The organism is Sphingomonas segetis, from assembly GCF_009720245.1.
GTDB classification, from domain to species: Bacteria; Pseudomonadota; Alphaproteobacteria; order Sphingomonadales; family Sphingomonadaceae; genus Sphingomicrobium; species Sphingomicrobium segetis.
Window position 1 is genome coordinate 1 of the sequence record NZ_WJSQ01000011.1, and the last position, 23,102, is coordinate 23,102.

Annotated in this window: 22 protein-coding genes; 11 read left to right on the forward strand and 11 right to left on the reverse strand. The window is 66.1% G+C overall.

Annotated features, from left to right (window positions below; genetic code table 11):
* Nucleotides 1-306 precede the first annotated feature (306 nt).
* From GH737_RS02140 to GH737_RS02150, 3 genes are all read left to right on the forward strand, one after another.
* Nucleotides 307-612, forward strand: a complete 306-nt coding sequence (locus GH737_RS02140; protein ID WP_155263215.1) for a PilZ domain-containing protein — start codon at nt 307-309, stop codon at nt 610-612.
* A 13-nt stretch (nt 613-625) separates the two neighbouring features.
* The gene (locus GH737_RS02145) at nt 626-934 is read left to right on the forward strand and encodes a PilZ domain-containing protein (RefSeq protein WP_196232937.1); all 309 of its coding nucleotides are present in this window, start codon (nt 626-628) and stop codon (nt 932-934) included.
* 129 nt (nt 935-1,063) lie between these two features.
* Complete coding sequence (locus GH737_RS02150) at nt 1,064-1,306, forward strand: hypothetical protein (protein WP_155263217.1); 243 nt, start codon at nt 1,064-1,066, stop codon at nt 1,304-1,306.
* 43 nt (nt 1,307-1,349) lie between these two features.
* On the opposite strand, the gene GH737_RS02155 is transcribed toward GH737_RS02150, so the two are convergent.
* On the reverse strand, nt 1,350-2,231 hold the full coding sequence (locus GH737_RS02155; RefSeq protein ID WP_155263218.1) for a peptidylprolyl isomerase: 882 nt from the start codon (nt 2,229-2,231) through the stop codon (nt 1,350-1,352).
* Between the two features lie 137 nt (nt 2,232-2,368).
* Here GH737_RS02155 and purT point away from each other — a divergent pair, with 137 nt between their 5' ends.
* A complete protein-coding gene (gene purT / locus GH737_RS02160; protein WP_155263219.1) occupies nt 2,369-3,541 on the forward strand; it encodes a formate-dependent phosphoribosylglycinamide formyltransferase in 1,173 nt (390 codons plus the stop codon).
* Between the two features lie 11 nt (nt 3,542-3,552).
* On the forward strand, nt 3,553-3,999 hold the full coding sequence (locus GH737_RS02165) for a hypothetical protein (protein WP_155263220.1): 447 nt from the start codon (nt 3,553-3,555) through the stop codon (nt 3,997-3,999).
* A gap of 22 nt (nt 4,000-4,021) precedes the next feature.
* On the opposite strand, the gene GH737_RS02170 is transcribed toward GH737_RS02165, so the two are convergent.
* Nucleotides 4,022-4,294, reverse strand: a complete 273-nt coding sequence (locus tag GH737_RS02170; protein WP_155263221.1) for a hypothetical protein — start codon at nt 4,292-4,294, stop codon at nt 4,022-4,024.
* Between the two features lie 149 nt (nt 4,295-4,443).
* A complete protein-coding gene (gene ykgO / locus GH737_RS02175; protein ID WP_006833921.1) occupies nt 4,444-4,569 on the reverse strand; it encodes a type B 50S ribosomal protein L36 in 126 nt (41 codons plus the stop codon).
* A 136-nt stretch (nt 4,570-4,705) separates the two neighbouring features.
* On the opposite strand from ykgO, the gene GH737_RS02180 reads away from it, so the two are divergent.
* Nucleotides 4,706-5,725 carry a hypothetical protein gene (locus GH737_RS02180; RefSeq protein ID WP_155263222.1) on the forward strand — a complete coding sequence of 340 codons (1,020 nt, stop codon included), beginning with the start codon at nt 4,706-4,708 and terminating at the stop codon, nt 5,723-5,725.
* Nucleotides 5,726-5,950: 225 nt separating this feature from the next.
* On the forward strand, nt 5,951-8,791 hold the full coding sequence (locus GH737_RS02185) for a PAS domain S-box protein (protein ID WP_155263223.1): 2,841 nt from the start codon (nt 5,951-5,953) through the stop codon (nt 8,789-8,791).
* Here the strand turns inward: GH737_RS02185 and galE are convergent.
* Nucleotides 8,788-9,798 (reverse strand): UDP-glucose 4-epimerase GalE, encoded by a 1,011-nt coding sequence (galE, locus tag GH737_RS02190; protein ID WP_155263224.1) that lies wholly within the window; start codon nt 9,796-9,798, stop codon nt 8,788-8,790. The genes GH737_RS02185 and galE overlap by 4 nt on opposite strands.
* A gap of 103 nt (nt 9,799-9,901) precedes the next feature.
* On the opposite strand from galE, the gene GH737_RS02195 reads away from it, so the two are divergent.
* Both GH737_RS02195 and gpmA read left to right on the forward strand, forming a co-directional pair.
* Nucleotides 9,902-11,074, forward strand: a complete 1,173-nt coding sequence (locus GH737_RS02195) for a M14 family metallopeptidase (RefSeq protein ID WP_155263225.1) — start codon at nt 9,902-9,904, stop codon at nt 11,072-11,074.
* Nucleotides 11,074-11,760 (forward strand): 2,3-diphosphoglycerate-dependent phosphoglycerate mutase, encoded by a 687-nt coding sequence (gene gpmA / locus GH737_RS02200; RefSeq protein WP_155263226.1) that lies wholly within the window; start codon nt 11,074-11,076, stop codon nt 11,758-11,760. Before GH737_RS02195 ends, gpmA begins: the two co-directional genes overlap by 1 nt.
* 82 nt (nt 11,761-11,842) lie before the next feature.
* Here the strand turns inward: gpmA and GH737_RS02205 are convergent, their stop codons facing one another.
* Nucleotides 11,843-12,418 (reverse strand): GGDEF domain-containing protein, encoded by a 576-nt coding sequence (locus GH737_RS02205; RefSeq protein WP_155263227.1) that lies wholly within the window; start codon nt 12,416-12,418, stop codon nt 11,843-11,845.
* 180 nt (nt 12,419-12,598) lie between these two features.
* Between GH737_RS02205 and purE the strand changes: the two genes are divergently transcribed.
* Both purE and GH737_RS02215 read left to right on the forward strand, forming a co-directional pair.
* Nucleotides 12,599-13,081 (forward strand): 5-(carboxyamino)imidazole ribonucleotide mutase, encoded by a 483-nt coding sequence (gene purE, locus GH737_RS02210; protein WP_155263228.1) that lies wholly within the window; start codon nt 12,599-12,601, stop codon nt 13,079-13,081.
* Nucleotides 13,078-14,139 (forward strand): 5-(carboxyamino)imidazole ribonucleotide synthase, encoded by a 1,062-nt coding sequence (locus GH737_RS02215; RefSeq protein WP_155263229.1) that lies wholly within the window; start codon nt 13,078-13,080, stop codon nt 14,137-14,139. Before purE ends, GH737_RS02215 begins: the two co-directional genes overlap by 4 nt.
* A gap of 96 nt (nt 14,140-14,235) precedes the next feature.
* Here the strand turns inward: GH737_RS02215 and GH737_RS02220 are convergent, their stop codons facing one another.
* From GH737_RS02220 to GH737_RS02245, 6 genes are all read right to left on the reverse strand, one after another.
* Nucleotides 14,236-17,061, reverse strand: coding sequence for a M16 family metallopeptidase (locus GH737_RS02220; protein ID WP_155263230.1), 2,826 nt, complete (start codon nt 17,059-17,061; stop codon nt 14,236-14,238).
* 109 nt (nt 17,062-17,170) lie between these two features.
* Nucleotides 17,171-19,252 carry an acetyl-CoA carboxylase biotin carboxylase subunit gene (locus GH737_RS02225; RefSeq protein ID WP_155263231.1) on the reverse strand — a complete coding sequence of 694 codons (2,082 nt, stop codon included), beginning with the start codon at nt 19,250-19,252 and terminating at the stop codon, nt 17,171-17,173.
* Entirely contained in the window at nt 19,252-19,611 is a 360-nt protein-coding gene (locus GH737_RS02230; RefSeq protein ID WP_155263232.1) for a lysozyme inhibitor LprI family protein, read from the reverse strand. The genes GH737_RS02225 and GH737_RS02230 overlap by 1 nt, the downstream gene beginning before the upstream one ends.
* Complete coding sequence (gene scpA, locus GH737_RS02235) at nt 19,608-21,845, reverse strand: methylmalonyl-CoA mutase (RefSeq protein ID WP_155263233.1); 2,238 nt, start codon at nt 21,843-21,845, stop codon at nt 19,608-19,610. The genes GH737_RS02230 and scpA overlap by 4 nt, the downstream gene beginning before the upstream one ends.
* Before the next feature lie 35 nt (nt 21,846-21,880).
* Complete coding sequence (mce, locus tag GH737_RS02240; protein WP_155263234.1) at nt 21,881-22,300, reverse strand: methylmalonyl-CoA epimerase; 420 nt, start codon at nt 22,298-22,300, stop codon at nt 21,881-21,883.
* 104 nt (nt 22,301-22,404) lie between these two features.
* Nucleotides 22,405-23,082 carry a hypothetical protein gene (locus GH737_RS02245; protein ID WP_155263235.1) on the reverse strand — a complete coding sequence of 226 codons (678 nt, stop codon included), beginning with the start codon at nt 23,080-23,082 and terminating at the stop codon, nt 22,405-22,407.
* Nucleotides 23,083-23,102: the final 20 nt, after the last annotated feature.

Consider the following 23,102-nt stretch of genomic DNA (forward strand, 5'->3'; position numbering starts at 1 on the left):
CGGCTTCGCGGCGGCCCGAACCGGCGCACGCGCCGGGGCGACCTGCGCAAGCGCCGGCGCGGCGGCCATCCCCATCAATGCGGTAAGCAGCAATATCGACTTGCGAGACCTCGGCCCGGCCACCATCAACGCGTTCATTTCAAAAGATAACCCCCGCCTTCCGTCGCCATCCATACACAAGCCCTCAGCGCCCCGCCAGTGACTGGAGGCCACAGTCGCGGACGTTCAGCGTCACTTCGTCGCAAACCAATCCTTAAGCGGGCATTGCTAAGACCTCGTCGGCCCGTGTGGGGAGGCGATTGAACAGTGGCGTCCAGCTTCTTTCTCGATGGCGGAATGATCCCGCGAACCGCGGCGCGCACGATCGACGAGCGCGCCGAGCTGCGCCAGGCGGCATTGTCGGGCACCGCCGTGCTCGAGTTCCGCGGCCGCAAGCACGTCATCCGGCTCGTCAACATCTCGCCGTCGGGCGCGATGGTGATCTTCCCCCACGTACCCAACATCGGCGAGCGGCTGAGCGTTCAGCTTCTTGACCGCGGGCTCGTCTCGGCACAGGTGAGATGGGTGAAGGACGGGCGGATCGGCCTCTCCTTCGCCGCGCCGCTCGCGTAAGCGGCGGATGGAGATGAGCTTCGTGACGATCAAGGCGCGCATCGCCGAGGACCATGACGACCGCCGCGCCGCCTCGCGGCTTCCGGTCGAGCTGGAGGCCAAGATGCGGGAACTCGGCGCCAGCGGCGTCGAGGCCAGGGTGCTGAACATTTCCGAGCACGGCTTCATGGCGGTCTCGGACGGCCGGTTCGAGGTCGGATCGCGTGTGTGGCTGATGCTTCCCGGCCGCGAGCGCGCAAACGCCGTGGTCAAATGGACGGCCGGCGACAAGATCGGCGCCGAGTTCGCCGAGCCCATCGCGATCGAGGGGCTGACCGAATAGCCTTACGCGGCTGATCGGCGGCGAGGCTCCGTTCGTCCCGCGCAGCGCTCTGATCTCGAGATGAGAGGTCCCGGCTCCGTGCAACCGCGCACCGCGCCGCTCGTTGGGCGGGCCGAAAGGAAGTCTGTCATGGCAACTTCTTCCGGCGACGCCTGGAAGCCCTACGAGCGGGGTTATCATGCCGTCTATCGCGAACATGAGGTCAACCACTGCCCGGGCTGCGGACGCACCCACTGGCTGATCGGCCGGATGTCGGCGGAATGCGCCTTTTGCGCGACCGCGCTGCCGCTGGCCGAGGCGAGCATGCGCTCGCACAACGGCCCCGTCGTGATTCAGCACAAGAACCGCGCCGTCCACGACCGCGCCGCCTGAGCCGCGCCTGCGGGACAGCTCCTGTCGAGGGACTGCCCGTTGACTAGGCCTTCTTTCTCACCGGCACCTGGACGTTGCACAGGTCGACGCCGCCCGCCGGACGGATGTAGAAATCGTCGTGGCGGTTGGCCCTGACCTTCAGGTAGCGCGCGAAGCTGGGGCTGGCGGTGTCCAGATATTCGTACGAAGGTCGCTCCGCCGCCGGCATGTCGCTCGCCAGCCGCACGCTCGCGATCGGCACGTACTGCGCCTTGTCCTTGTAGAACCCCAGCGCCTCGGTGCCGCGCGGAAGCGAGCTCAGCCTGTCGATGCCGTCGACGACTCGGCCGACGACTGCGATCACGCGGTCGAGCTGGCGCGGCGCGTGGCCGATCACCGCATAGAGTTCGCCGCCGGTGCCGGTGTCCGGCGACAGGTCGCGCCCGACTCCGACGCTGCCATAGCAATGCGCGAGGTTCGCCCAGTTCGCCTTGGCGCTGTAAGCGATCGGCCATCCGCCGGAGAAGCCGGCGCCCGGCGCGTAAGGGTCGGGCGAGCCGAGCACGGTCGACGAAAGCCCCTTCAGCGGCCGGCTATATTCGGCGGGAGGCTTGGCCGTCACGCCCGCCGGCCACGGCTTGTCGCTCTCGTTCTGTCCCCATTGCGCGACATAATTGTCCTGCACGCGATAGACGGTTGCACCGTCCCAGTAGCGCCCGCGCGCCAGCGCCTTGATGTTGGCGACGTGCACCGGCGCGAAAGCCGGCGCGAGCTGGATCACGACCCGCCCGCCGCTCGCCAGGTCCATCACCAGGACGTTGTCGGCGGGGATGGTCTTCCACGCGCTCGGCGGAGCGGCGTTGACGATGTCGGTCGGCGTGAGCAGCTTCGTCGGCGGAGCGGCGGCGGTGAGAGCGATAAGCGATGCAATGAGTAGTTTCTTCATTTCACCAGTGAACCAGATCCGTCATTCCCGCGAAAGCGGGAACTCGGTTTTTGTTTTTCGCTGGTCCCCGCGTGCGCGGGGATGACGTGAGTGGGAGCGGGGATGACGAAAAGCGGGAGCGGGGCTATCGCCCCACGATGTTCACCGCCACGCTGATGCTGCTCGGCTCCGGCGAGCTCGGGCGCGAGTTCACCATCGCCGCCAAGCGGCTCGGCTGCCGGATCGTCGCCTGCGACCGTTACGCGAACGCGCCCGCGATGCAGATGGCCGACGCCAGCGAGGTGTTCCCGATGCTCGACGGGGCGAAGATCCGCGCGGCGGTCGAGAAGCACAGGCCCGACGTCATCGTCCCAGAGATCGAGGCGATCGACACCGCCGTGCTGGCCGAGCTGGAGAAGGAAGGCTGGCGCGTCGCTCCGTCGGCCAAGGCGGTCCAGCTGACGATGAATCGCGACGGCATCCGCGACTTCGCCGCGCGCGAGCTGGGGCTCGTCACCTCCAAGTATCGGTTCGCAGAGAGCCGCGACGAGGCGCTCGCGGCGGCGCAGGAGGTCGGGCTTCCGCTCGTCGTCAAGCCGGTGATGTCGAGCTCGGGCAAGGGCCAGAGCACGGCCAGGGCGCTGGAGGAGGTCGGCCCGGCGTGGGACTATGCCGTGGAGAAGATGCGCGGCGACCGCCCGCGCGTGATCCTCGAGGAGCTGATCGCGTTCGACAGCGAGATTACGATGCTGACCGTCGCGACCAAGGACGGAATCCTGTTTTGCGCTCCGATCGGCCACCGGCAGGAGCTCGGCGATTATCGCGAGAGCTGGCAGCCGGCCGCGCTGGCCGAAGGCGCGCTTTTCTCGGCACGGCACCAGGCGCGCAAGGTCGTCGAAGCGCTCGGCGGACACGGCATATTCGGGGTCGAATTCTTCATCCGCGGCGAGCAGGCGATTTTTTCGGAGCTGAGTCCGAGGCCGCACGACACCGGAATGGTGACTCTGATCTCACAATTCCCCAACCAGTTCGAGCTGCACCTGCGCGCGGTGCTCGGGCTTCCGATCCCGGCGATCGAGCTCGCCGGCCCGTCCGCCTCGGCGGTGATCCTCGCCGATCGGGAAAGCGATGCTTTCTCGTTCGAGGGAGTATCCGAAGCGCTCGCCCGCGGCGCGCCGGGCAGGCCGGTTGACATCAGGATCTTCGCCAAGCCGAACACGCTCGTGAACCGACGCATGGGAGTCGCCCTGGCGCGCGGCGAGAGCATGGAGGATGCGGTCGACCGCGCACGCGCTGCAGCCGGGCGCGTCCGCATTCGTTATCAGGTGTGAAGGAGAAGCAAATGGCCCGACTGCCGATCGCCAGCCTGCTGGCCTGCGTTGCGCTCGCCGCATGCAACGACCAGACGCAGCAGCCGACCACCAACCAGCCAAAGATCAGGGTCACCAGCCCGGAGCAGAAGCAGCTTCACCAACTCGACGCGTTCAACCTCGCGATCGGCCTCAAGCGCGCGATCTACGACGCCGGCTACACGTGCAAGCGGATCACCGACGCGGGCTTCGTCGGCACGTGGGAGAACCTCGAGCAATGGACGGTGCACTGCGTTTACGACAACGGCAGCTCACGCGACTGGGCGATCTTCGCCGGCCCAGATGGCAGTGCGCAGGTGCGCGACTGCAAGGACGTGGTCGCGACGGGACTTCCGGCCTGCGTGATCAAGCAGCGGCCGAAGGGGAGTTTCACGTTCGACAAGGATGACGCCGGCTCAAAGTCCGGCAACTCGGAGTAAACTCGCTTGAAGTCGGACGGGCTCAGCGAGGATTACACTGGCGAGTTTCCTTATACTCGCCCGCGGCCGACTTTTCCTTGATGGTGACGCAATTGCCCTGCTTGATCTCTTCGCGCCAGCTGCCGTCCGGGTTGGTCACGCGATCGCCCTTCGGCACGCGCTTGCCGTCCTTGATCTCGTAGCTCCAGCCCTTCGGCGTCTTGGCGTCCTGAGCTGGCGGGGCAGCCGCGTAGGCCGCCGTCGCGCCGAACGCGAATGCGCCCACCAGCAGCGCTCTCATGGCGGTCTTCTTCATCATACGCCTCCTCATGATCCGCTTTTACCCCAGTCGAAGTGAACCCGCGCTGACGCGGTTCGCCGATGCGGCACGGCGCTTCGCCGCGCGCCTGGAGAATGTGGGGAACGAAAGCCCGGGCTGCAACGCAGCCCGCGACGGCAGCGGCCTTAGCCCTGCCTCGCCTTGAACCGGCGGTTCGTCTTGTTGATGACGTAGGTGCGCCCACGGCGGCGGATGACTCGGCAGTCCCGGTGGCGCGACTTCAGCGACTTGAGTGAATTGCGAATCTTCATGGCCGGGCGCCTGCCTCGTTCTTTCAATCTCGTGTTGTCGGATGGGTCCGTGGAACCGGCGGCTCACCTAGAGAGCGGGCCCGCGCAAGTCAAGCGCGTGGCGGGCACTTAGCCGCCGGTTCGCCGTTGTCGCGCAGTGGCACTCGACGTCCTGCTCTTCGTCATTGGCTTTGCTCTTGCGGCCATGACTCTTCGCGACGTGTTCGAAACCGTCATCGTCCCGGGTGGAAGCAGGGCCTCGCTGCGGGTCACTAAACGGCTGCTGTGGATGTTGTTGCCGCTGTGGAAGGCGGTGCGCGGCGAGCGCCACGGCCTTTCATCTGCTTTCGCTCCACTCGTGCTGGTGCTCTCCTTCATCATCTGGATCGCGCTGCTCGCGCTCGGATTCGGGCTGATGGCTTATTCCATGCGGTTACACTTTCGGCCGCCCTTGGCGAGCGTCCCGGATGCAATCTACATGGTTGGAAGCTCGCTCGTTACGATCGGTGTCAGCGAGGAGGACGCGCTCGGCGCCGGCCGCTGGGTCGTCCTTGGCGCAGGCTTTTGCGGCCTTGCCGTGATGACCATGGCCGTCACCTACCTGCTCCAGGTCCAGAGCAGCGTTTCCAAGCGCGACATCGGCATCATCAAGCTGAACACCGCGGCGGGCGAGCCGCCATCGGCCGTGACGCTGCTCGTCCGCTTCGCGGCGATCGGCAGCCGCGACGAGCTGGTCGAGGTGCTGCGCGAAGGGCGCAATTGGTGCGCGACCGTGCGCCAGAGCCATTCCAACCACCCTTCGCTGATCTACTTCCAGTCAATTGGTACCGGCCCCGGATGGCCAGCAGCGCTTGGCGCGCTGCTCGACGCCGCCTTGCTCAGCGAGCAATGCCTCGACGAGCCGCCGTTGCGCGGCGCGGCCCTTCTCCTGCGCGAAGAAGGCGCGCGCATGGCCCGCGAGCTTGCCGCGGTTATCGGCCTGCGTCCCGGCAGCACGGGCGGCGACGAAGCACTACTCGAGCAATCGGCTGAGCAGCTTCGCAGCGCCGGATACCCGATTCGCGCGGACACCGATTTCGCGGCGATCGCATCGCAGCGCGGGGAATACAAAAGATGGGTCGATGCGCTTGCCGACCATCTCGGCAAACCGGCCCCGGTGCTCGTGCGCCAGCAATGAATCGGCCCGTCGCGATTCCAGGAACCGGATGCCCCGCAAAACGCTTTTGCAGGAGAACGCTGGGGGAGCCGTAAGCTGGAAACCGTCACGACGCTCGTCATCCGTCCCGCCTTCCTGGCCAGCTCCGGCGAGCTTGGAGGGCTGATCGCGGATCTGGACTGGTCGGCGACCTCGCTGGGCCCGATCGAGCGCTGGCCGCAGGTCGTCAAGACGACGGTCGCGCTGATGCTCCAGTCGCCGGTCCCGATCGTCACCTTGTGGGGCGAGGACGGCGTCATGATCTACAATGACGCTTATTCCGTCTTCGCCGGCGGGCGGCACCCGTGCCTGCTCGGCTCGAAGGTCCGCGAAGGCTGGCCCGAGGTCGCCGATTTTAACGACAATGTGATGCAGGCCGTCTTCGGCCGCGGCGAGACCCTGAGCTACCGCGACCAGGAGCTGACCCTGTTCCGGCACGACCGGGCCGAACAGGTGTGGATGAACCTCGATTATTCGCCGGTCCTGAACGACAATGGAACCCGCGCCGGAGTCATCGCGGTCGTCGTGGAAACGAGCGGGAAAGTCCGCGCCGAGCAGCGGCTCAGCGGCGAGCGCGAGCGCCTTCGGCAGATGTTCGACGCCGCGCCCGGATTCACGGCGCTTGTCGAAGGGCCGGAGCACCGGTTCGCCATGACGAACCGCGCCTACCGCGAGCTCGTCGGCCGCGAGGTCATGGGAAAGCCCGTTGCCGAAGCTTTGCCGGAGGTCGCCGAACAGGGGTTCGTCTCGCTCCTCGACAATGTCGCCGCATCCGGCGAGCCTTATGTTGGACGTGCGATGCCCGTTCGGCTGCTGCGCGACGGGCAGGTCGTCGAGCGGTTCGTCGACTTCGTGTTCCAGCCAATGTCGATCGACGGCGACACGTCGGGCGTCTTCGTCCAGGGCCATGACGTCACCGAGCACAAGCGCAGTGAGGCGCTGCGCATCGCGCACAACGAGGTGCTTCAGCAGGCGCTGCTCGACCAGCCGCTCGCCACAGCACTCGAAGGACTGATCCGTACCGTCGAGAAGCATTCGGGCTCGGGCGTAATCGGGTCGATCCTGACGCTCGACGAATCGGGCGATCACCTGAAGCACGGCGCCGCGCCCAACCTGCCGGACGCCTACAATCGGGCGATCGACGGCACACGGATCGGCCCCAAGGCCGGCTCGTGCGGCACCGCCGCATTCACCGGCAAGCCGGTGTTCGTCTCCGATATCTCCGCCGACCCGCTGTGGGATGAGTTCCGCAAGCTCGCCCTCGCCTACGACCTTCGCGCATGCTGGTCGACGCCGATCCGGTCGGGCAGCGGCGAAGTGCTCGGCACGTTCGCGATGTACCACCGGCAGCCGCGTGAGCCTGGCGCCGAGGATCTCGAAATCGTCGAGCTGGTCACGCGCACCGCGGCGCTCGTCATCGAGCACAAGCGGGCCGAGGCAGCGCTGCGGGAAAGCGAGGAACGGTTCCGCCTCGTCGCCGAACGCGCCCCTGTGATGCTGTGGATGAGCACGCCCGAGGGCAAGTGCGCCTATCTCAACAAGGCGCAGCGTGAGTTTTGGGGAGTTTCAAAGGACGAACTCGACGGGTTCGACTGGAGCTCGACTGTGCACGAGGAGGATCGCGACGCGCTATTCGGCCCCTATGCGGATGCAATGAAGTCGCACGCGTCCTTTTCGGTCGAAGCGCGATACCGGCGCGCCGACGGCGAATGGCGCTGGTTCCGAACCGATGCGCAGCCCCGGCTGGGACCGTCGGGCGAGTTCCTCGGGATGATCGGGGTCAACGTCGACGAGACCGAAATCCGCCAGACCCGGGAGCGGCTCGAGCAGCTCAACGAGAACCTCGAAGCGCGAGTGGTCGAGGAAATTGCCGAGCGTCGGGCCGCCGAAGTCGCGCTGCAGCAGGCGCAGAAGCTCGAAGCGGTAGGTAAGCTGACCGGCGGCATCGCCCACGACTTCAATAACTTGCTGCAGATCATCTCGGGCAATCTCCAGCTCCTCGCGTCGGACGTGCCCGGCAACGCGCGCGCCGAAGCGCGCCTGGCCAACGCCATGGCCGGCGTCAACCGCGGCGCCAAGCTCGCCAGTCAGCTCCTCGCGTTCGGACGGCGCCAACCGCTCGAGCCCAAGGTCGTCAATGTCGGCCGGCTGGTCGCGGGCATGGAGGACCTCCTGCGGCGGAGCATCGGCGAGGCGGTCGAAATCGAAACCGTGATTTCAGCAGGGCTGTGGAACGCCTTCGTCGATCCGACCCAGATCGAGAGTGCGCTCCTCAACCTCGCGATCAACGCGCGCGACGCGATGGACGGCGTCGGCAAGCTCACCATCGAAGCCGGCAATGCTCTGCTCGACCCCGAATACGCTGCCGAGAATTCGGACGTAAAGCCTGGCCAATATGTGATGCTCGCCGTCACCGACACGGGCGCCGGCATCCCGCCCGAGCTGGTCGAGCAGGTCTTCGAGCCCTTCTTCACCACCAAGGCCGAGGGCAAGGGGTCCGGCCTCGGGCTGTCGATGGTGTACGGCTTCGTCAAGCAATCCGGCGGACACGTGAAAATCTACAGCGAGGTCGGGCACGGCACCTCGATCAAGATGTATCTGCCGCGCATTTATGAAGACGAAGACCAGCCTTCCGCGACCGAGCTCGTCGAAACCGGCGGCGGTTCGGAGACGATCCTGGTCGTCGAGGACGACGAGGAGGTGCGCGCGACCGTCACCGACATGCTCGCCGAGCTCGGCTACAACGTCCTCACCGCCAAGGACGCGGGCAGCGCGCTACCGATTATCGAGAGCGGGGTGAAGATCGACCTGCTGTTCACCGATGTCGTGATGCCGGGGCCGCTGCGCAGCCCGGAACTGGCGCGCAAGGCCAAGGAGCGAATGCCGTCGCTCGCGATCCTGTTCACCTCCGGCTACACGGAAAATGCGATCGTCCACGGCGGTCGGCTCGACGCGGGCGTCAACCTGCTGACCAAGCCCTACTCGCGCCAGCTGCTGGCAAGCCGCGTCAGGCGCGCGCTCGACGAACGGCTCGCGCCGGTCGACTAGCTCGCGGCAGGAGCCATCCGCTCAAGGAGCTTGCGTTCCCAACGCAGAGCATCGCCGACGATAATGTCGATGTCCGCGAACTTCGGGCGCCAACCGAGCGTCGAGGTCAGCCGCGCATTTCCCGCGACAAGCTCCGGCGGATCGCCGGCGCGGCGGCCTTCCATGATCCGCTCGAGCGGGGAACCGTTGGCCTTGTCGACGGCGTCGAGCACTTCGAGCACCGACAGTCCCTTGCCGTAGCCGCAGTTCATGACGAGGTTCTCGGCCGGATGCTCGACCAGCCATCCGAGCGCCGCGACATGCGCCTCGGCAAGGTCGCTGACGTGGATATAGTCGCGAATGCAGGTGCCATCCCGCGTCGGGTAATCGGTCCCGTAAACGGCGATATGGCCGCGCTTGCCGACTGCCGCCTCGCAGGCGATTTTGATGAGGTGGGTCGCGCCCTTGCCGCGCTGTCCGGCGCGGCCTTCGGGATCGGCGCCGGCGACGTTGAAGTAGCGAAGCGCTCCATAGTTGAACGGGTGCGCCGCAGCCGCGTCCTCGAGCATGCGCTCGGTCATCAGCTTGGACGCGCCATAGGGGTTGATCGGGATCTTGGGGTCGTCCTCGTCGATTGGCACCCGCTCCGGCGCGCCGTAGGTCGCCGCGGTCGATGAGAACAGGATGTGCTTGACGCCCGCCGCCACAGCCGCACTGATCAGCGCGTGCGAAGCGAGCGTGTTGTTCGCATAATATTTGAGCGGGTGCTCGACCGATTCGGGCACGACGATCGAACCCGCAAAATGCATGATCGCCTGCGTCCGCTGCTCGCCCAAGATGCGCTCGACCAGCGCCCGATCGGCGATATTGCCCTCATAGAAGGGAACGTCGGGCGGCACCGCTTCGCGGCTACCGTTGGACAGATCGTCGATCACTGCGACCGGCCAGCCGGCATCTTCGAGGGCGAGCACGGCGTGGCTGCCGATGTAACCGGCGCCGCCGGTGACGAGCACTGGGACCTTGTTCATGCGACCCGCGCTAGCCGAGGAACGGGCCGGCTGCCAAGGTTGCGGGTCGGGCGATTTCGTCTATCAGGCCCGCCGGACTCTCCGCAGCAGCGAGTGGAATCGCATGGCACTTACAATTTCGAGCACTTTCGACGCCGGAAACATCCGCGTGGTCAGCCAGGACGAGGCTCAGGTCGACCTCGAGATCGTCAAGGATCACATGAGCGATTTCTACCAATGGTTCTATTTCCGGCTCGCCGGCGCCGCGGGACGCGAGGTGACGCTGAGGATCACCAATTGCGGCGGCTCGGCCTATCCGCATGGCTGGCCGGACTACAAAAGCGTGATGAGCCTGGACCGCGAGCAATGGGTCCGGATCCACGACACGAGCTACGCCGACGGCGTGCTAACGATGAAGCTGACCCCGCCGCAGGACATCGTCTGGATTGCCTACTTCGCGCCTTATTCGATGGAGCGGCACCACGATCTGGTTACTCAGACGGCGACACTCGAGGGCGTTCACTGCCGCTCGCTCGGCAAGAGCATCGACGGGCAGGACATCGACTGCCTGACGATCGGTGATGGACCGCTCAGCGTCTGGCTCTACGCCCGCCAGCACCCCGGCGAGAGCATGGCCGAATGGTGGATGGAAGGCGTGCTCGAAAAGCTCACCGACGAGGACGATCCCGTTGCGCGCGTGCTTCGCAGGGAATGCACGTTCCGCGTGGTGCCGAACATGAACCCGGACGGCTCGCGGCGCGGGCATCTCAGGACCAATGCCGTGGGCGCGAATCTCAACCGCGAATGGCACGCGCCGACGGCCGAGCGCAGCCCCGAGGTGCTGTGCGTGCGCAATGCGATGGACGAAACCGGCGTCGACTTCGCAATGGACGTCCACGGCGATGAGGCGATCCCCGCCAACTTCCTCGCCGGCTTCGAAGGAATCCCGTCGCACAGCAGCCGTCAGCAGAAGCTGTTCGACCTGTTCGGTGAGACGCTCGAGCGAATCTCGCCAGATTTCCAGCGCGAGCACGGCTATGAAATTCCGCCGCCGGGGGAAGCCAACATGAGCATGTCGACGACGCAACTCGCCGAGCGCTACGGCTGCGTGTCGATGACTCTCGAAATGCCGTTTAAGGACAATTTCAAGCTTCGCGACGAAGTCTATGGCTGGTCGCCGCAGCGCTCGAAGCACCTCGCCTACGCCTGCATGGACGCGCTCCACGCAGTCCTTCCGCAGCTGAAGAAGGCGACGGCCGAGCGCGACTCCGCGAGGAAGGAAGAGGTTACCGCCTGATGCCGACGCTCGTGCTGCTGCGGCACGGGCAGTCGCAGTGGAATCTCGAAAACCGATTCACCGGCTGGTGGGACGTCGATCTTTCGCCGACCGGAGTGGATGAGGCGCGCGCGGCGGGGCGGCTGCTGCGCGACGAAGGATTCGATTTCGATATCTGCTTCACGAGCGTGCTGACTCGCGCGATCCGGACTCTGCACCTCGTCCTCCACGAAATGGACCGGCTGTGGCTGCCGGCGACAAAAGACTGGCGCCTCAACGAGCGCCATTACGGGGGGCTGACCGGGCTCAACAAGCAGGAGATGATCGACAAGGTTGGCGCCGAGCAGGTCCAGATCTGGCGCCGCTCCTACGACGTGCCGCCGCCGCCCCTGCCCGACGACAGCCCTTATGCGGTGCGCTCCGACCGCCGCTACGCCGGCGTCGAGGTGCCGCGCAGCGAAAGCCTGAAGGACACGATCGCCCGCGCCGTCCCTTACTATGAGGCGCAGATCGCGCCGGTGCTGAAGATCGGCAAGCGCGTGATCGTCTCCGCCCACGGCAATTCGCTGCGCGGGATCATCAAATATCTCTCGAAGATCGGCGACGAGGACATCGTTGACCTCGAGATCCCGACCGGCAAGCCCATCGTCTACGAGCTCGCGGACGACCTTTCCGTTCAGCGGCGATATTATTTGGAGGAAGAGTAGGAACCTGGTTGCAGGCTCCGGAGGAGCCGCGGCAATCCAGGCGATACTGGATTGCTTCGCTACCCTCGCAATGACGCGGTGGTCACGCCGCTTTCCGCCGATACATTTCGTGGTCAGCCCGCGCCATCGCCGATTCGGGTGAGTCGTCGGCCTCGATCAGCGCCGCGCCGATCGCCACGCTCAGCGGCAGCACCTGGCCATCATGCGTGAAGTCTGAATCGGCAATCACGTCGACCAGCCGCGCCGCAGTTTCGCGCGCCGATTCCTCGTCGGAATGGCCGAGCAGGATCGCGAACTCATCACCGCCGATTCGCGCGACCACGTCGCTTTTGCGCACCCCGCCGACCAGCAGCCGGGCGACCTGGATCAGCGCCGCGTCGCCCGCCTGGTGGCCGAACGAATCGTTGATGAGCTTGAGTCCGTCCAAATCGACGAACAGCAGCGCCGCCTTCTCCTGATATCGACTGACTCGGTCGATCAGCCGCTCGAGCGCGCGGACGAAGCCGCGGCGATTCGGAAGGTCGACGAGACTGTCCTCGTGCGCGAGCAGGTCGAGCTGCTCGACTCGCTCCTGCAGCTGCGCGACTCTCGCGCGCAACGCGCTGATTTCACTCACTAGCTGTCCGACGTCAGAGACGTCCATTACCTGCTCAGACATTGCCCCCGAGCCCCGCTCTTGTCTGCGGCCCCTGACATAGCGCGATTCCAAGGCCTTGAAAATGCAGCAACTCGGACCTCCGGTCCGCAAACGCGAATCCGCCGCGGAAAGCCACCATTTGCCTAGCCCGAATCGGCACCCTAAACGAGCCCGCTCATTCCACTGCTTCAAGGCGGGACAATGGCCGAGCCGCTGGTCGGCATCATCATGGGCAGCAGCTCCGACTGGGAAACGATGCGCCACGCCGCCGAGACGCTCGACCAGCTCGGCGTTCCGAACGAGACGAAGATCGTCTCGGCTCACCGCACGCCTAAGCGGCTGTACGATTATGCGCATTCGGCAAAAGGGCGGGGGCTGAAGGTGGTGATCGCGGGGGCGGGCGGCGCGGCGCACCTGCCCGGAATGACCGCTTCGATGACAGCGCTGCCGGTGCTCGGCGTACCGGTCGAAAGCCAGGCGCTGAAGGGCATGGATAGCCTGCTCTCGATCGTCCAGATGCCGGCGGGCGTGCCGGTGGGAACTCTCGCCATCGGCAAGGCCGGCGCGATCAACGCGGCGCTCCTCGCGGCGGCGATGCTGGCGACGACGGATGAAGCGCTCGCGCGGCGTCTGCAAGCTTGGCGCGAGAAGCAGACGGGATCGGTCGCCGAAGCGCCCGAATGACGATTCCGCCGGGAAGCACGATCGGGATCATCGGCGGCGGGCAGCTCGGCCGGATGCTGAGCATTGCCGCCGCGCAACTCGGATACAGGTCCCACATCTTCGACCCGCACGAGAGCCCCTGCGCAGCCGATGTGGCCGCCACCTTCAGCCGCGCCGCCTACGACGATCTGAACGCCCTGCGGGAGTTCGCCGCGGCGGTCGATGTCGCGACCTACGAGTTCGAGAGCCTGCCGGTCGCGCCGCTCGAATTCCTCGGCGAGAAGCTCCGTCCCTCGACGCGTTCACTCGCGATCGCCCAGGATCGTGCGAAGGAGAAGAGCTTCATCGAGGGCTGCGGCGCCAGGGTGGCGCAGTGGCGCGCGGTCGCGAGCCTCGATGAAGTTCGCGCCGCAGTCGCCGACATCGGCGCCCCCGTCGTACTCAAGACGCGGCGCTATGGCTACGACGGCAAGGGGCAGGCATGGATCCGCTCGCCCGACGACGCGGAGATGGCATGGCGCGCGATCGGCGAGGAGCCGGCGGTCGCCGAATCCGCCGTCGACTATATCGCGGAGTTCTCCGTGATCGTCGCGCGCTGGGCGAACGGGCGGCACAGCTTCTGGGATTCCGCCGAGAACGAGCATGGCGAGGGCATCCTCCGCCGCTCGACCGTGCCGTGCCGCGACTCGGTTGCGCTGCAGGTCGCCGAGGCGCGCCAGGCTGCGCTCGGCATCGCCGAGGCTCTCGGACATATCGGCGTGCTCACCGTCGAGTTCTTCGCCGGGCCGGACGGGCCTGTCGTCAACGAAATCGCGCCGCGCGTGCACAACAGCGGCCACTGGACGATCGAAGGCGCGGTCACCTCGCAGTTCGAGCAGCATATCCGCGCGATCTGCGACCTTCCGCCGGGGGCGACCGGGCTCGCCGGCCGCGGCGCTGTGATGGACAATCTCATCGGGGACGAAGTGAACCGCTGGCCCGAGCTCGTGGCGGAAAGCGGTCTGCACGTGCACATCTACGGCAAGGGCGAGGCCCGCCCCGGGCGCAAGATGGGGCATGTGACGCGGGTCGAGACGTAGCGTCATCCCGGCCTCGAGCCGGGACCCGCCTTCTTCGAAAGAACAGCCGGGTCCCGGATCACGAGCTCCCGGCGAATCCCTGTCCGGGATAGCGGATTACGGCGCCTCGACCACCTCCACAGGCATACCGAGCTTTTCGAGCTCCGGCTTTACCTTCGCCGCGTCGCCAACGACGATCCAGGTGAAGCCCTTCGGGTCGAGCGCCGCACGCGCCGCCTTGTCGAGCGACGCGGTGGTCTGTGCGCGATATTCGGGCGCAAGCGTCTCGTAATAATTGTCCGGACGGTCGAGCATGTCGATGTTCATCATCGCGCCGAGCACCGAGCCCGACGTTTCGAACTCGCCAGGAAGCCGGTTGATGTTGTTGGCGATCGTCCGCTCGAGTTCCTCCTGGGTCACGCCCTTGGTCGTCAGGAAGTCGGTCACCTGCTTGTTGAGCTCGGCGAGCGATTCGGCGGTCTTGTCCGCCTGCACCGGCGCCGAGACGATGTACGGCACCGCGTGCAGCATCACATTCTCGTTCCCGCTGACTCCGTAGGACCAGCCCTTGTCCTCGCGCAGGTCCATGTTGAGACGCGACAGGAAGGTGCCGCCGAGCACGTCGTTCGCCGTGTCGAACGGGATAATGTCGTCGCGCGGGTCGATCGGTAGCAGCTGCGCGCCGAGGATGCTCGACTGCGGAGCACCTGGGCGGTTGACGAGCAGGATCTTCGGCGAGGATGGCCGCGGCGGCGGGGCCGCGAACGTCTTCACGCCCTTGGCGACCGTCGGCGGAGCCCAGTGGCCGAACTCGGACTCGAGCAACGGCTGGATTTCCGACAGCGGCCGGTCCGAGACGATGTAGATTTTGAGATTGTCGGGCCGCAGCCAGTGCTGTTTGAACGCGACCAAATCGTCGCGGGTGAACTTGGCGATCGCCGCAGGGTCGCCGCCCGGCGGGCCGCCGTACGGGTGATTGGCGCCATAAAGGACGATTGGGAGAAGCCGCCGCCCGACGCGCGTCGGGTCCTTCTGGAGTTGGGCGATTCCGGTCAGGGTCTGAGCGCGCAGCCGGTCGATGTCCTTCACCCGGAAGGCAGGGTCACGCACGACCTCGGAGACGAGATCGAGCGAGGGTGCAAGGTTCGGCGAAAGCGCGTTCAGCATCACGTAGGAGCGGTCGGCGCCGTTGTTCGAATCGATACTCGCGCCGAGCCGCTCCTGCGCCTCGGCGAACTGCTGCGAGGTCACCCCATCAGGACCCTCGTCTATCATGCGGGTCGTGAACACGGCGAGACCGCGCGACGACGGCGAATCCGCCGCATCGCCGGCATCGAATGCCATCGCCATTTGCGTGACCGGCACCGAGTGGCGCTGCACGAAGTCGACCGGGATCCCGTTCGAAAGCTTCGTGTGGACGATCTTCGGGAACTCAAGCGCGGCGAGCTCGCCCACCGGCGGAAGCGGGCGGTCGCCCTTGACCGCGCCTTCGGTCTTGTCGGCGCCGACCTTCGGCGGCTCGACCGCCTTGGCTTCCTGGTAAGCGGGACGATCGCCCGGCGACAGAGTGATGGTCAGGGCCGGACGAGTCAGCCATTTTTGCATTGCGGCCTGGACGATCGCCGGCGTGATCGACGCGTAGGAGGCGAGCGTCTTCTTGTAGAAGTCGCTGTCGTGGGCGAGCGTCTGGCCCTCCGCGAGGGTGACGGCCTTGCCGCCGAAGCCGCCCACTTCCTCGAGGCCGCGGATGCGCCCCGAAACCTCGCTCATCACCGCGCGCTGCACCTCGTCGGCGGTGGGGCCCTTGGCGATATATTCCGCCATGATTTCGTCGAGCCGCTTCGACACTGTCGCGGGATCGACGCCGGGCTTCACGTTGGCGTTGACGACGAAGATGCCGACGCGCTGCATCGGGTACATGTACGAGGAGACCGAAACCGCGGTCTGCTCCTCGCGGACGAGGAGCTTGTCGAGGCGCGAGCTGGCGAGGCCGCCGAGCACCGACGCGCCGATGTCGAGCGCCGCGAGCTGCTTGTCGAGCAGTCCGGGAACCGCCCAGTAACGCTGGATCTGGACGGTCGCGACATGGTCTTTCATGTCGACCGACTTGGGCGCGGCGAGCGTCGGCACCGCGGCCTGCGCCGGGTGATTGACCGGCCCTGCCGGGATGGGCCCGAAATATTTCTCGGCGAGCTGCTTCACCTCGGCGGGCTTCACGTCGCCGGCGACGACCAGCACCGCATTGTTCGGGCCATATTTGTCGACGAACCACTGCTTCACATCGGCGAGGCTGGCCGCGTCGAGGTCGGCCATCGAGCCGATCACCGTGTGGTGATAGGGATGCCCCTCGGGGAACAGGTTGCCGAACATCTCGTACTGGACGAGCCCGCCCGGCCGGCTGTCGCCCTGCCTCTTTTCGTTCTGGACCACGCCGCGCTGGTTATCGAGCACGCCCTGCGTGACCGCGCCGAGCAGGTGCCCCATGCGGTCGCTTTCCATGAACATCGCGCGCTCGAGCGCGCCGGCGGGCACAGTCTCGAAGTAGTTGGTGCGGTCGGTGTTGGTGGTGCCGTTGTAATCGGTCGCGCCGATCTGCTGGAGATAGTTGAAGAAGTCGCCCGGCAGGTCCTCGCTGCCGTTGAACATCAGATGCTCGAACAGATGCGCGAAGCCGGTCTTGCCCTTGGGCTCGTCCTTCGACCCGACATTGTACCAGACGCTGACCGCCGCGACCGGCGCCTTATGGTCTTCGTGGACGATGACGGTCAGCCCGTTCTTGAGCTTGAAACTGGTGTGCGGGATCGAGACCTCGCTGACGAGGCTCGGAATCGGAACCGACTTGCCGACGGCGGCGGTCGCAGCGGGAGCGGCGGACGCGGCCGGCAGCGGGGGGGTGAGGACCGTGGCGGCGGCGAGCAAAGCGAACTTGCTGAAATGACGCATCAGCTTGAATCTCCGGCAAAGGATGGAGCAGAAGGCGACCTTAACCTTCGTTGCATCGCGCGCAACTGCCGTTCGACTCATCTGCCTTCCCTGCAATAGCAGGGAGGCATCATTCGAACTCGACGATGACCTGGTCGACGGCGAGGCTGTCGCCCGCTTTCGCCGGAGTCGCCTTGACCGTCGCGGCGCGGGCTGCGCGGAGGATGTTTTCCATCTTCATCGCTTCCATGACCGCGACGGGCTGGCCTGGCTCGACCTTGTCGCCGACGGCGACGTCGAGCCGGGTCAGAAGCCCCGGCATGGGCGCCAGCAGCAGGCGCGACAGATCGGGCGCGGGCTTGTCGACCATGTATTTCGCGAGGTCCGCAACGTGCGGGCTGAGCACCTGCACCCGGTGCGTCGCGCCGTGGGTCTGAAGCTCCCAGTCGCGGCCGGCGCGGCGGACCTGGACGATGCGTTTGCGCCCGTCGATCAGCACGGTGAGCAGCCGCTGGCCCGGCGCCCAGCGTCCGACGATATCGATCAGCTCGCCGCCGTCGAGCAGCGCTAGCGTACCGCCCTTGTAGGGTTTGATCCGCACCTTGTGCTCGGCGCCGCCAAAGCAGACGACGCGCTCGCATAAGGGATGGACCGCCTCGCCGAGCTGGTCGCTGATCTCGGCCGCGCGCTCGTCCGTGATGACCGCGACCATCCCCGCGATCGCCGCCAGGTCGGCGATGAGCTGCGCGTCCGTCGGCGCGCCCTCGAACCCTTCGGGATATTCCTCGGCGATGAAGCCGGTGGTGATCTCGCCCGAGCGGTAGCGCGTGTGCTGCATCAGCGCGGAGAGGAAATCGACATTGTCCGAAATGCCGTCGATCACGAACTGGTCGAGCGCGTCCACCTGTGCGTCGATCGCCGCCTCGCGGGTCGGCGCCCAGGTGATCAGCTTGGCGATCATCGGGTCGTAGAACATGCTGACCTCGCCGCCGTCCGCGACTCCGTCGTCGACGCGGACCACCACACTTTCGTCATTCCCGCGAACGCGGGAACCCAGCTTTTCGTTCTTGCTTGCTGGGTCCCCGCTTTCGCTGGGATGATGAGTGTTGGCTTCGATCGGCGGGCGGTACCGAACCAGCCTCCCGGTGCTCGGGAGGAAGCCACGATACGGGTCCTCGGCATAAACTCGCGTTTCGACCGCCCAGCCGTCGAGCCTCACCTCATCCTGCCCGAACGCCAGCTTCTCGCCCGCCGCCACGCGGATCATCTGCTCGACGAGGTCGAGCCCGGTGATCTCCTCGGTCACCGGATGCTCGACCTGCAGCCGGGTGTTCATCTCGAGGAAGTAGAAGCTCTTTCCCGACGGGTCGGCACCGTTGACGATCAGCTCGACGGTGCCAGCGGAGTAGTAACCCACCGCCCGCGCCAGTGCGACCGCCTGCTCGCCCATCGCCTTGCGCATTTCGGGTGAGACGAACGGCGACGGCGCTTCCTCGACGACCTTCTGGTTGCGGCGCTGGATCGAGCATTCGCGCTCATTGAGATAGAGGATGTTGCCGTGCTGGTCGCCGAGCACCTGGATCTCAATGTGGCGGGGCGCCTCGATGAATTTCTCGATGAACACGCGGTCGTCGCCGAAGCTGCTCAAGCCCTCGCGCTTCACGCTGTCGAAGCCCTCGCGCACGTCCTTTTCCGACCAGGCGAGCCGCATGCCCTTGCCGCCGCCGCCGGCCGAGGCCTTCATCATCACCGGAAAGCCGATGTCCTTGGCGATCTTCACCGCCTCGTCGGTGGTCGCGATGTCGTCGAGATAGCCCGGCACGATGTTCACGCCCGCGTCGCGCGCGAGCTTCTTGGATTCGATCTTGTCGCCCATCGCCGCGATCGCGTTCGGCGGCGGGCCGATGAACGTGATTCCCGCCTTGGCGAGCGCTTTCGCAAAACTCTTGCGTTCGGAGAGGAAGCCGTAGCCCGGATGCACGGCCTCCGCGCCGGTCGCCTTGCATGCGTCGATGATCAGCTCGGCCTTGAGGTAGGATTCACTCGCGGGCGGAGGCCCAAGCCGCACCGCCTCGTCCGCCATCTTCACATGCGGCGCGCGGGCGTCGGCGTCGGAATAGACCGCGACCGTCTTGATCCCCATCCGCCGCGCGGTGCGGATCACCCGGCAAGCAATCTCCCCGCGATTGGCGATCAGGATCTTCTTGAACACTACTGGCGACCTATCTTTGAGAGTTCGGCGGACCTCGCCTTGGTCATCTGCACTTTGATGGCGTTGCGAACCTCCGTCTCGCCGGACGTTCCTTCCATCTCAACTGCATCAAGATCACTTTTTGCGTCGCGCCACTGCTTCCATGCCGCCTGTTCTCGTTGGAGCCGAGGGATCGCCTTATTCCAGTAGAAGCACTGGACAGTATTCGCTGTGCAGTTTCGCAATCGGCTAATTGCAAGCTGAAACTGCTTGTCCATTTCAGTCTCGGCTTGCTGGACTTCCGCAGCAGACTTTGCATCAATCTGAACATTGGATTCCGGCGCCACGGCAGCAGCCGCAATGAAAATTAGAGCGATCACTCCGCCGCCTCATCGAGCGGCGGGCGGTTGTGGCCGAGCAGGCGCAGCACCTCGTCGGCGGCGTCGGCGAGGTTGGTGCCGGGGCCGAAGATCGCCTGCACTCCCGCGGCGCGGAGCGCGGCATAATCCTGCGGCGGGATGACCCCGCCGGCGACCACCTTGATGTCGGCGCGGCCCATGTCCTTCAGCGCCTCGATCATCTCCGGGATCAGCGTCCGGTGGCCCGCGGCGAGCGAGCTTGCGCCGACCACGTCGACATCCTTCTCGACCGCCATTTGCGCGGTCTCGCGCGGGGTTTGGAACAAGGGCCCGGAAATTACTTCGAAGCCGAGGTCGGTGAAGGCGGACGAGACCAGGTTCGCGCCGCGGTCGTGGCCGTCCTGGCCCATCTTGGCGACCATGATCCGCGGCTTGCGGCCGAGGCGGTCGGCGACCGAGCGCGTGCCTTCTTCCGCGGCCTTCCAACGTCCGTCCTTGCGAGCCGCGCCGTAAATTCCGCGCACCGGCTCGGGCTTGGTCCCGTAGCGGCCGAACGCCCGCTCCAGCGCATCGGAAATTTCGCCGAGCGTGGCGCGGGCGCGGGCTGCTTCGACCGAGAGGGCCAGCAAGTTCGCTCCTCCCCCCTTGGGGGAGGTGGCAGCCGCGTCAGCGGCTGACGGAGGGGGTGCGGATGAAGACTGACCCCCTCCGGCGCTTCGCGCCGGCTCCCCCGAGGGGGGAGTAGCTTTGGCCGCCACCGTCAGCGCATCTAACGCCGCGCGCACGTTCGCCTCATCCCGGCCTGCGCGAGCCTTCTCGATCCGCGCGATCTGTCCGGCGCGGACCTTGGCGTTGTCGACTTCGAGGATGTCATGCTCCTCGTCCTCGGCGAGGCGATAGCGATTCACCCCGACGATCACCGTCTCGCCGGTGTCGACCTTCGCCGCGCGCGCCGCTGCGGCTTCCTCGATGCGGTGCTTGGGCAGGCCCTCGGCGACCGCTTTGGTCATGCCGCCATGCGCCTCCACTTCCTCGATCAGCGCCCAGGCCTTCTCTTCCAGCTCGCGGGTCAGCTTCTCGACGTACCAGCTGCCGCCGAGCGGGTCGGCGACCGCGGTGACGCCGCTTTCCTCGGCAAGGATCAATTGCGTGTTGCGGGCGATGCGCGCGGAAAAATCGGTCGGCAGCGCGATCGCCTCGTCGAAGCTGTTGGTGTGCAGCGACTGCGTGCCGCCGAGCACCGCCGCGAGCGCCTCGATCGTGGTGCGGACGATGTTGTTGTACGCGTCCTGCTCGGTCAGGCTGACGCCCGATGTCTGGCAATGGGTACGCAGCCGCTTGGACGCGTCCTTTTTGGCGCCGAGGTCGGTCATGATCCGGTGCCACAAGGTGCGCGCGGCGCGCAGCTTGGCGACCTCAATGAACAGGTTCATGCCGATGCCCCAGAAGAAGCTGAGGCGCCCCGCGAACTCGTCGATGGCGAGCCCCTGCTTCATCGCCGCGCGGACATATTCCATGCCGTCGGCGAGCGTGTAGGCGAGCTCCTGCACCGCGGTCGCGCCGGCCTCGTGCATGTGATAGCCGCTGATCGAGATCGAGTTGAACTTGGGCATTTCGCGCGCGCAATAAGCGATCACGTCGCTGACGATGCGCATGCTCGGCTCGGGCGGGTAGATGTAGGTGTTGCGGACCGCGAACTCCTTCAGGATGTCGTTCTGGATCGTGCCGGTGAGCTGGTCGTGCGGGACCCCCTGCTCCTCCCCGGCGACGATGAAGAAGGCCATCACCGGAAGCACCGCGCCGTTCATGGTCATGCTGACGCTCATCCGGTCGAGCGGGATTCCGTCGAACAGCAATTTCATGTCCTCGACCGTGTCGATGGCCACTCCGGCCATGCCGACGTCGCCAGCGACGCGCGGATTGTCGCTGTCGTAACCGCGATGCGTGGCGAGATCGAAGGCAACGCTCAGCCCCTTCTGCCCCGCGGCGAGGTTGCGGCGGTAAAAGGCGTTGGACTCTTCCGCCGTCGAGAAGCCCGCGTACTGCCGGATCGTCCAGGGCCGGCCCGCGTACATCGTCGCATAGGGGCCGCGCGTATAGGGCGGCAGCCCGGGGAAGCCGCTGTCGATCGCGCCATCGGGACCGTAGACGGTATCGAGCCGTATGCCTTCCATCGTCTCGCGCGATAGATCGCGGCCCTTCGACTCCTTGTCGGCCAGCGCTTTCCAGTCGGTCTTCGAGGGCCTGTCGGTCACCGCGGCTGACTAGCGCCCGCCGAGAACAATGCCAATCAGTGCTCGCCCTTCGGGGTCTCCATGAACTCCGTGAGCACGCCGCCCATGTCCTTCGGGTGGACGAAGAACACCGGCGTCCCATGCGCGCCGATGCGCGTCGGCCCGAGGATGCGTGCCCCCTTTCCTTCGAACCACTCCCGCGCCTGCTCGATGTCCGCCGCTTCGAAGCAGACATGGTGCTGCCCGCCCGCCGGGTTCTTCTCGAGGAACTTCACGATCGGGCTGTCCTCGCCGAGCGGCTCGATCAACTCGATCTGGCTATTGGGCGTGTCGACGAAGCAGACGCGCACCCCCTGCGCCGGCAGGTCGAACGGATCGCCGTGCGGCTCGGCGCCGAACATGTTTCGGTAGAGCTCGAGGCTCCGCTCGATCGACGGCGTTGCCACGCCGACATGGTTGAGACGGCCGAGTTTCATACTGGTCCTCCCGTCATCCCGGCCTTGAGCCGGGACCTGCCTTTCTTGAGCGCGTAAGAAGAAAAGGCGGGTGCCGGGTCAAGCCCGGCATGACGATTTAAGGCTCAGCACCGCTGGACGCGGCTCTGCCCGGAAGCGAGGACATAAGCATCGCCCTTGCGCACGTAGCGCTCGGTGAATTCCTTGCCCGATCCGAAATAGACCACGTCGAACGACTTGCCGGGCTGGATGTTGTCGATCCGGCCGTTGATTTGGGTGAGCTTCTTGCCGGCTGCGGCCGCGCCCGAATTGTCGTAGGTCATCGGGATGGTGACGAGGTGCCTCGGCCCATCGGGCGTCAGCTCGAGCAACGCGGCGCTGCTGCAGGCATAACCCTGCCAGTTGTCGGCGCCGTTCACCGTCACCACGGGAAGACCGCCGAAATATTTGCTGACGCTGAAGTCGACGATCTTGCCGAACGCGCCGATCTCGGCCGCGGGGACGAACTTCTTGGCGACCTCGAGGCCCTTGTCGCCGGGCTTGAGATAGACGATCGCGAGCTTGCCCGAATTGGCGTGCGCTCCGTCGACGACCTCGCCTGGGCTCAGCAGCACCGGCCCGAACGGCGCGTCGTAGACGTCGCCGGGGGTGTATTTCACGTCCTCCTTGAGCTGCCCCTGCTTCTTGAGCAAAGCGCTGCCGCTCTTGCCGAACGCCGCGTGGAACGCCGCCTCGAGCTGCCGGTCGGCGGCTGCGGGCGTGGCAATGGAAACGAGAAGCAATGCAAAGACGACGCGCTTCATGTCGGCCTCCCCTGCTGACC

What these genes read in the sequence shown, in the direction of transcription:
- GH737_RS02205 (WP_155263227.1), bottom strand. Translation starts at nt 12,418, where the DNA reads ATGTCTGAGCAGGTAATGGACGTCTCTGACGTCGGACAGCTAGTGAGT.
- GH737_RS02185 (WP_155263223.1), top strand. Translation starts at nt 5,951, where the DNA reads ATGCTCCAGTCGCCGGTCCCGATCGTCACCTTGTGGGGCGAGGACGGC.
- GH737_RS02220 (WP_155263230.1), bottom strand. Translation starts at nt 17,061, where the DNA reads ATGCGTCATTTCAGCAAGTTCGCTTTGCTCGCCGCCGCCACGGTCCTC.
- galE (WP_155263224.1), bottom strand. Translation starts at nt 9,798, where the DNA reads ATGAACAAGGTCCCAGTGCTCGTCACCGGCGGCGCCGGTTACATCGGC.
- ykgO (WP_006833921.1), bottom strand. Translation starts at nt 4,569, where the DNA reads ATGAAGATTCGCAATTCACTCAAGTCGCTGAAGTCGCGCCACCGGGAC.
- GH737_RS02165 (WP_155263220.1), top strand. Translation starts at nt 3,553, where the DNA reads ATGGCCCGACTGCCGATCGCCAGCCTGCTGGCCTGCGTTGCGCTCGCC.
- GH737_RS02215 (WP_155263229.1), top strand. Translation starts at nt 13,078, where the DNA reads ATGACGATTCCGCCGGGAAGCACGATCGGGATCATCGGCGGCGGGCAG.
- GH737_RS02150 (WP_155263217.1), top strand. Translation starts at nt 1,064, where the DNA reads ATGGCAACTTCTTCCGGCGACGCCTGGAAGCCCTACGAGCGGGGTTAT.
- GH737_RS02170 (WP_155263221.1), bottom strand. Translation starts at nt 4,294, where the DNA reads ATGAAGAAGACCGCCATGAGAGCGCTGCTGGTGGGCGCATTCGCGTTC.
- gpmA (WP_155263226.1), top strand. Translation starts at nt 11,074, where the DNA reads ATGCCGACGCTCGTGCTGCTGCGGCACGGGCAGTCGCAGTGGAATCTC.
- GH737_RS02145 (WP_196232937.1), top strand. Translation starts at nt 626, where the DNA reads ATGAGCTTCGTGACGATCAAGGCGCGCATCGCCGAGGACCATGACGAC.
- mce (WP_155263234.1), bottom strand. Translation starts at nt 22,300, where the DNA reads ATGAAACTCGGCCGTCTCAACCATGTCGGCGTGGCAACGCCGTCGATC.
- purE (WP_155263228.1), top strand. Translation starts at nt 12,599, where the DNA reads ATGGCCGAGCCGCTGGTCGGCATCATCATGGGCAGCAGCTCCGACTGG.
- GH737_RS02195 (WP_155263225.1), top strand. Translation starts at nt 9,902, where the DNA reads ATGGCACTTACAATTTCGAGCACTTTCGACGCCGGAAACATCCGCGTG.
- GH737_RS02245 (WP_155263235.1), bottom strand. Translation starts at nt 23,082, where the DNA reads ATGAAGCGCGTCGTCTTTGCATTGCTTCTCGTTTCCATTGCCACGCCC.
- purT (WP_155263219.1), top strand. Translation starts at nt 2,369, where the DNA reads ATGTTCACCGCCACGCTGATGCTGCTCGGCTCCGGCGAGCTCGGGCGC.
- GH737_RS02155 (WP_155263218.1), bottom strand. Translation starts at nt 2,231, where the DNA reads ATGAAGAAACTACTCATTGCATCGCTTATCGCTCTCACCGCCGCCGCT.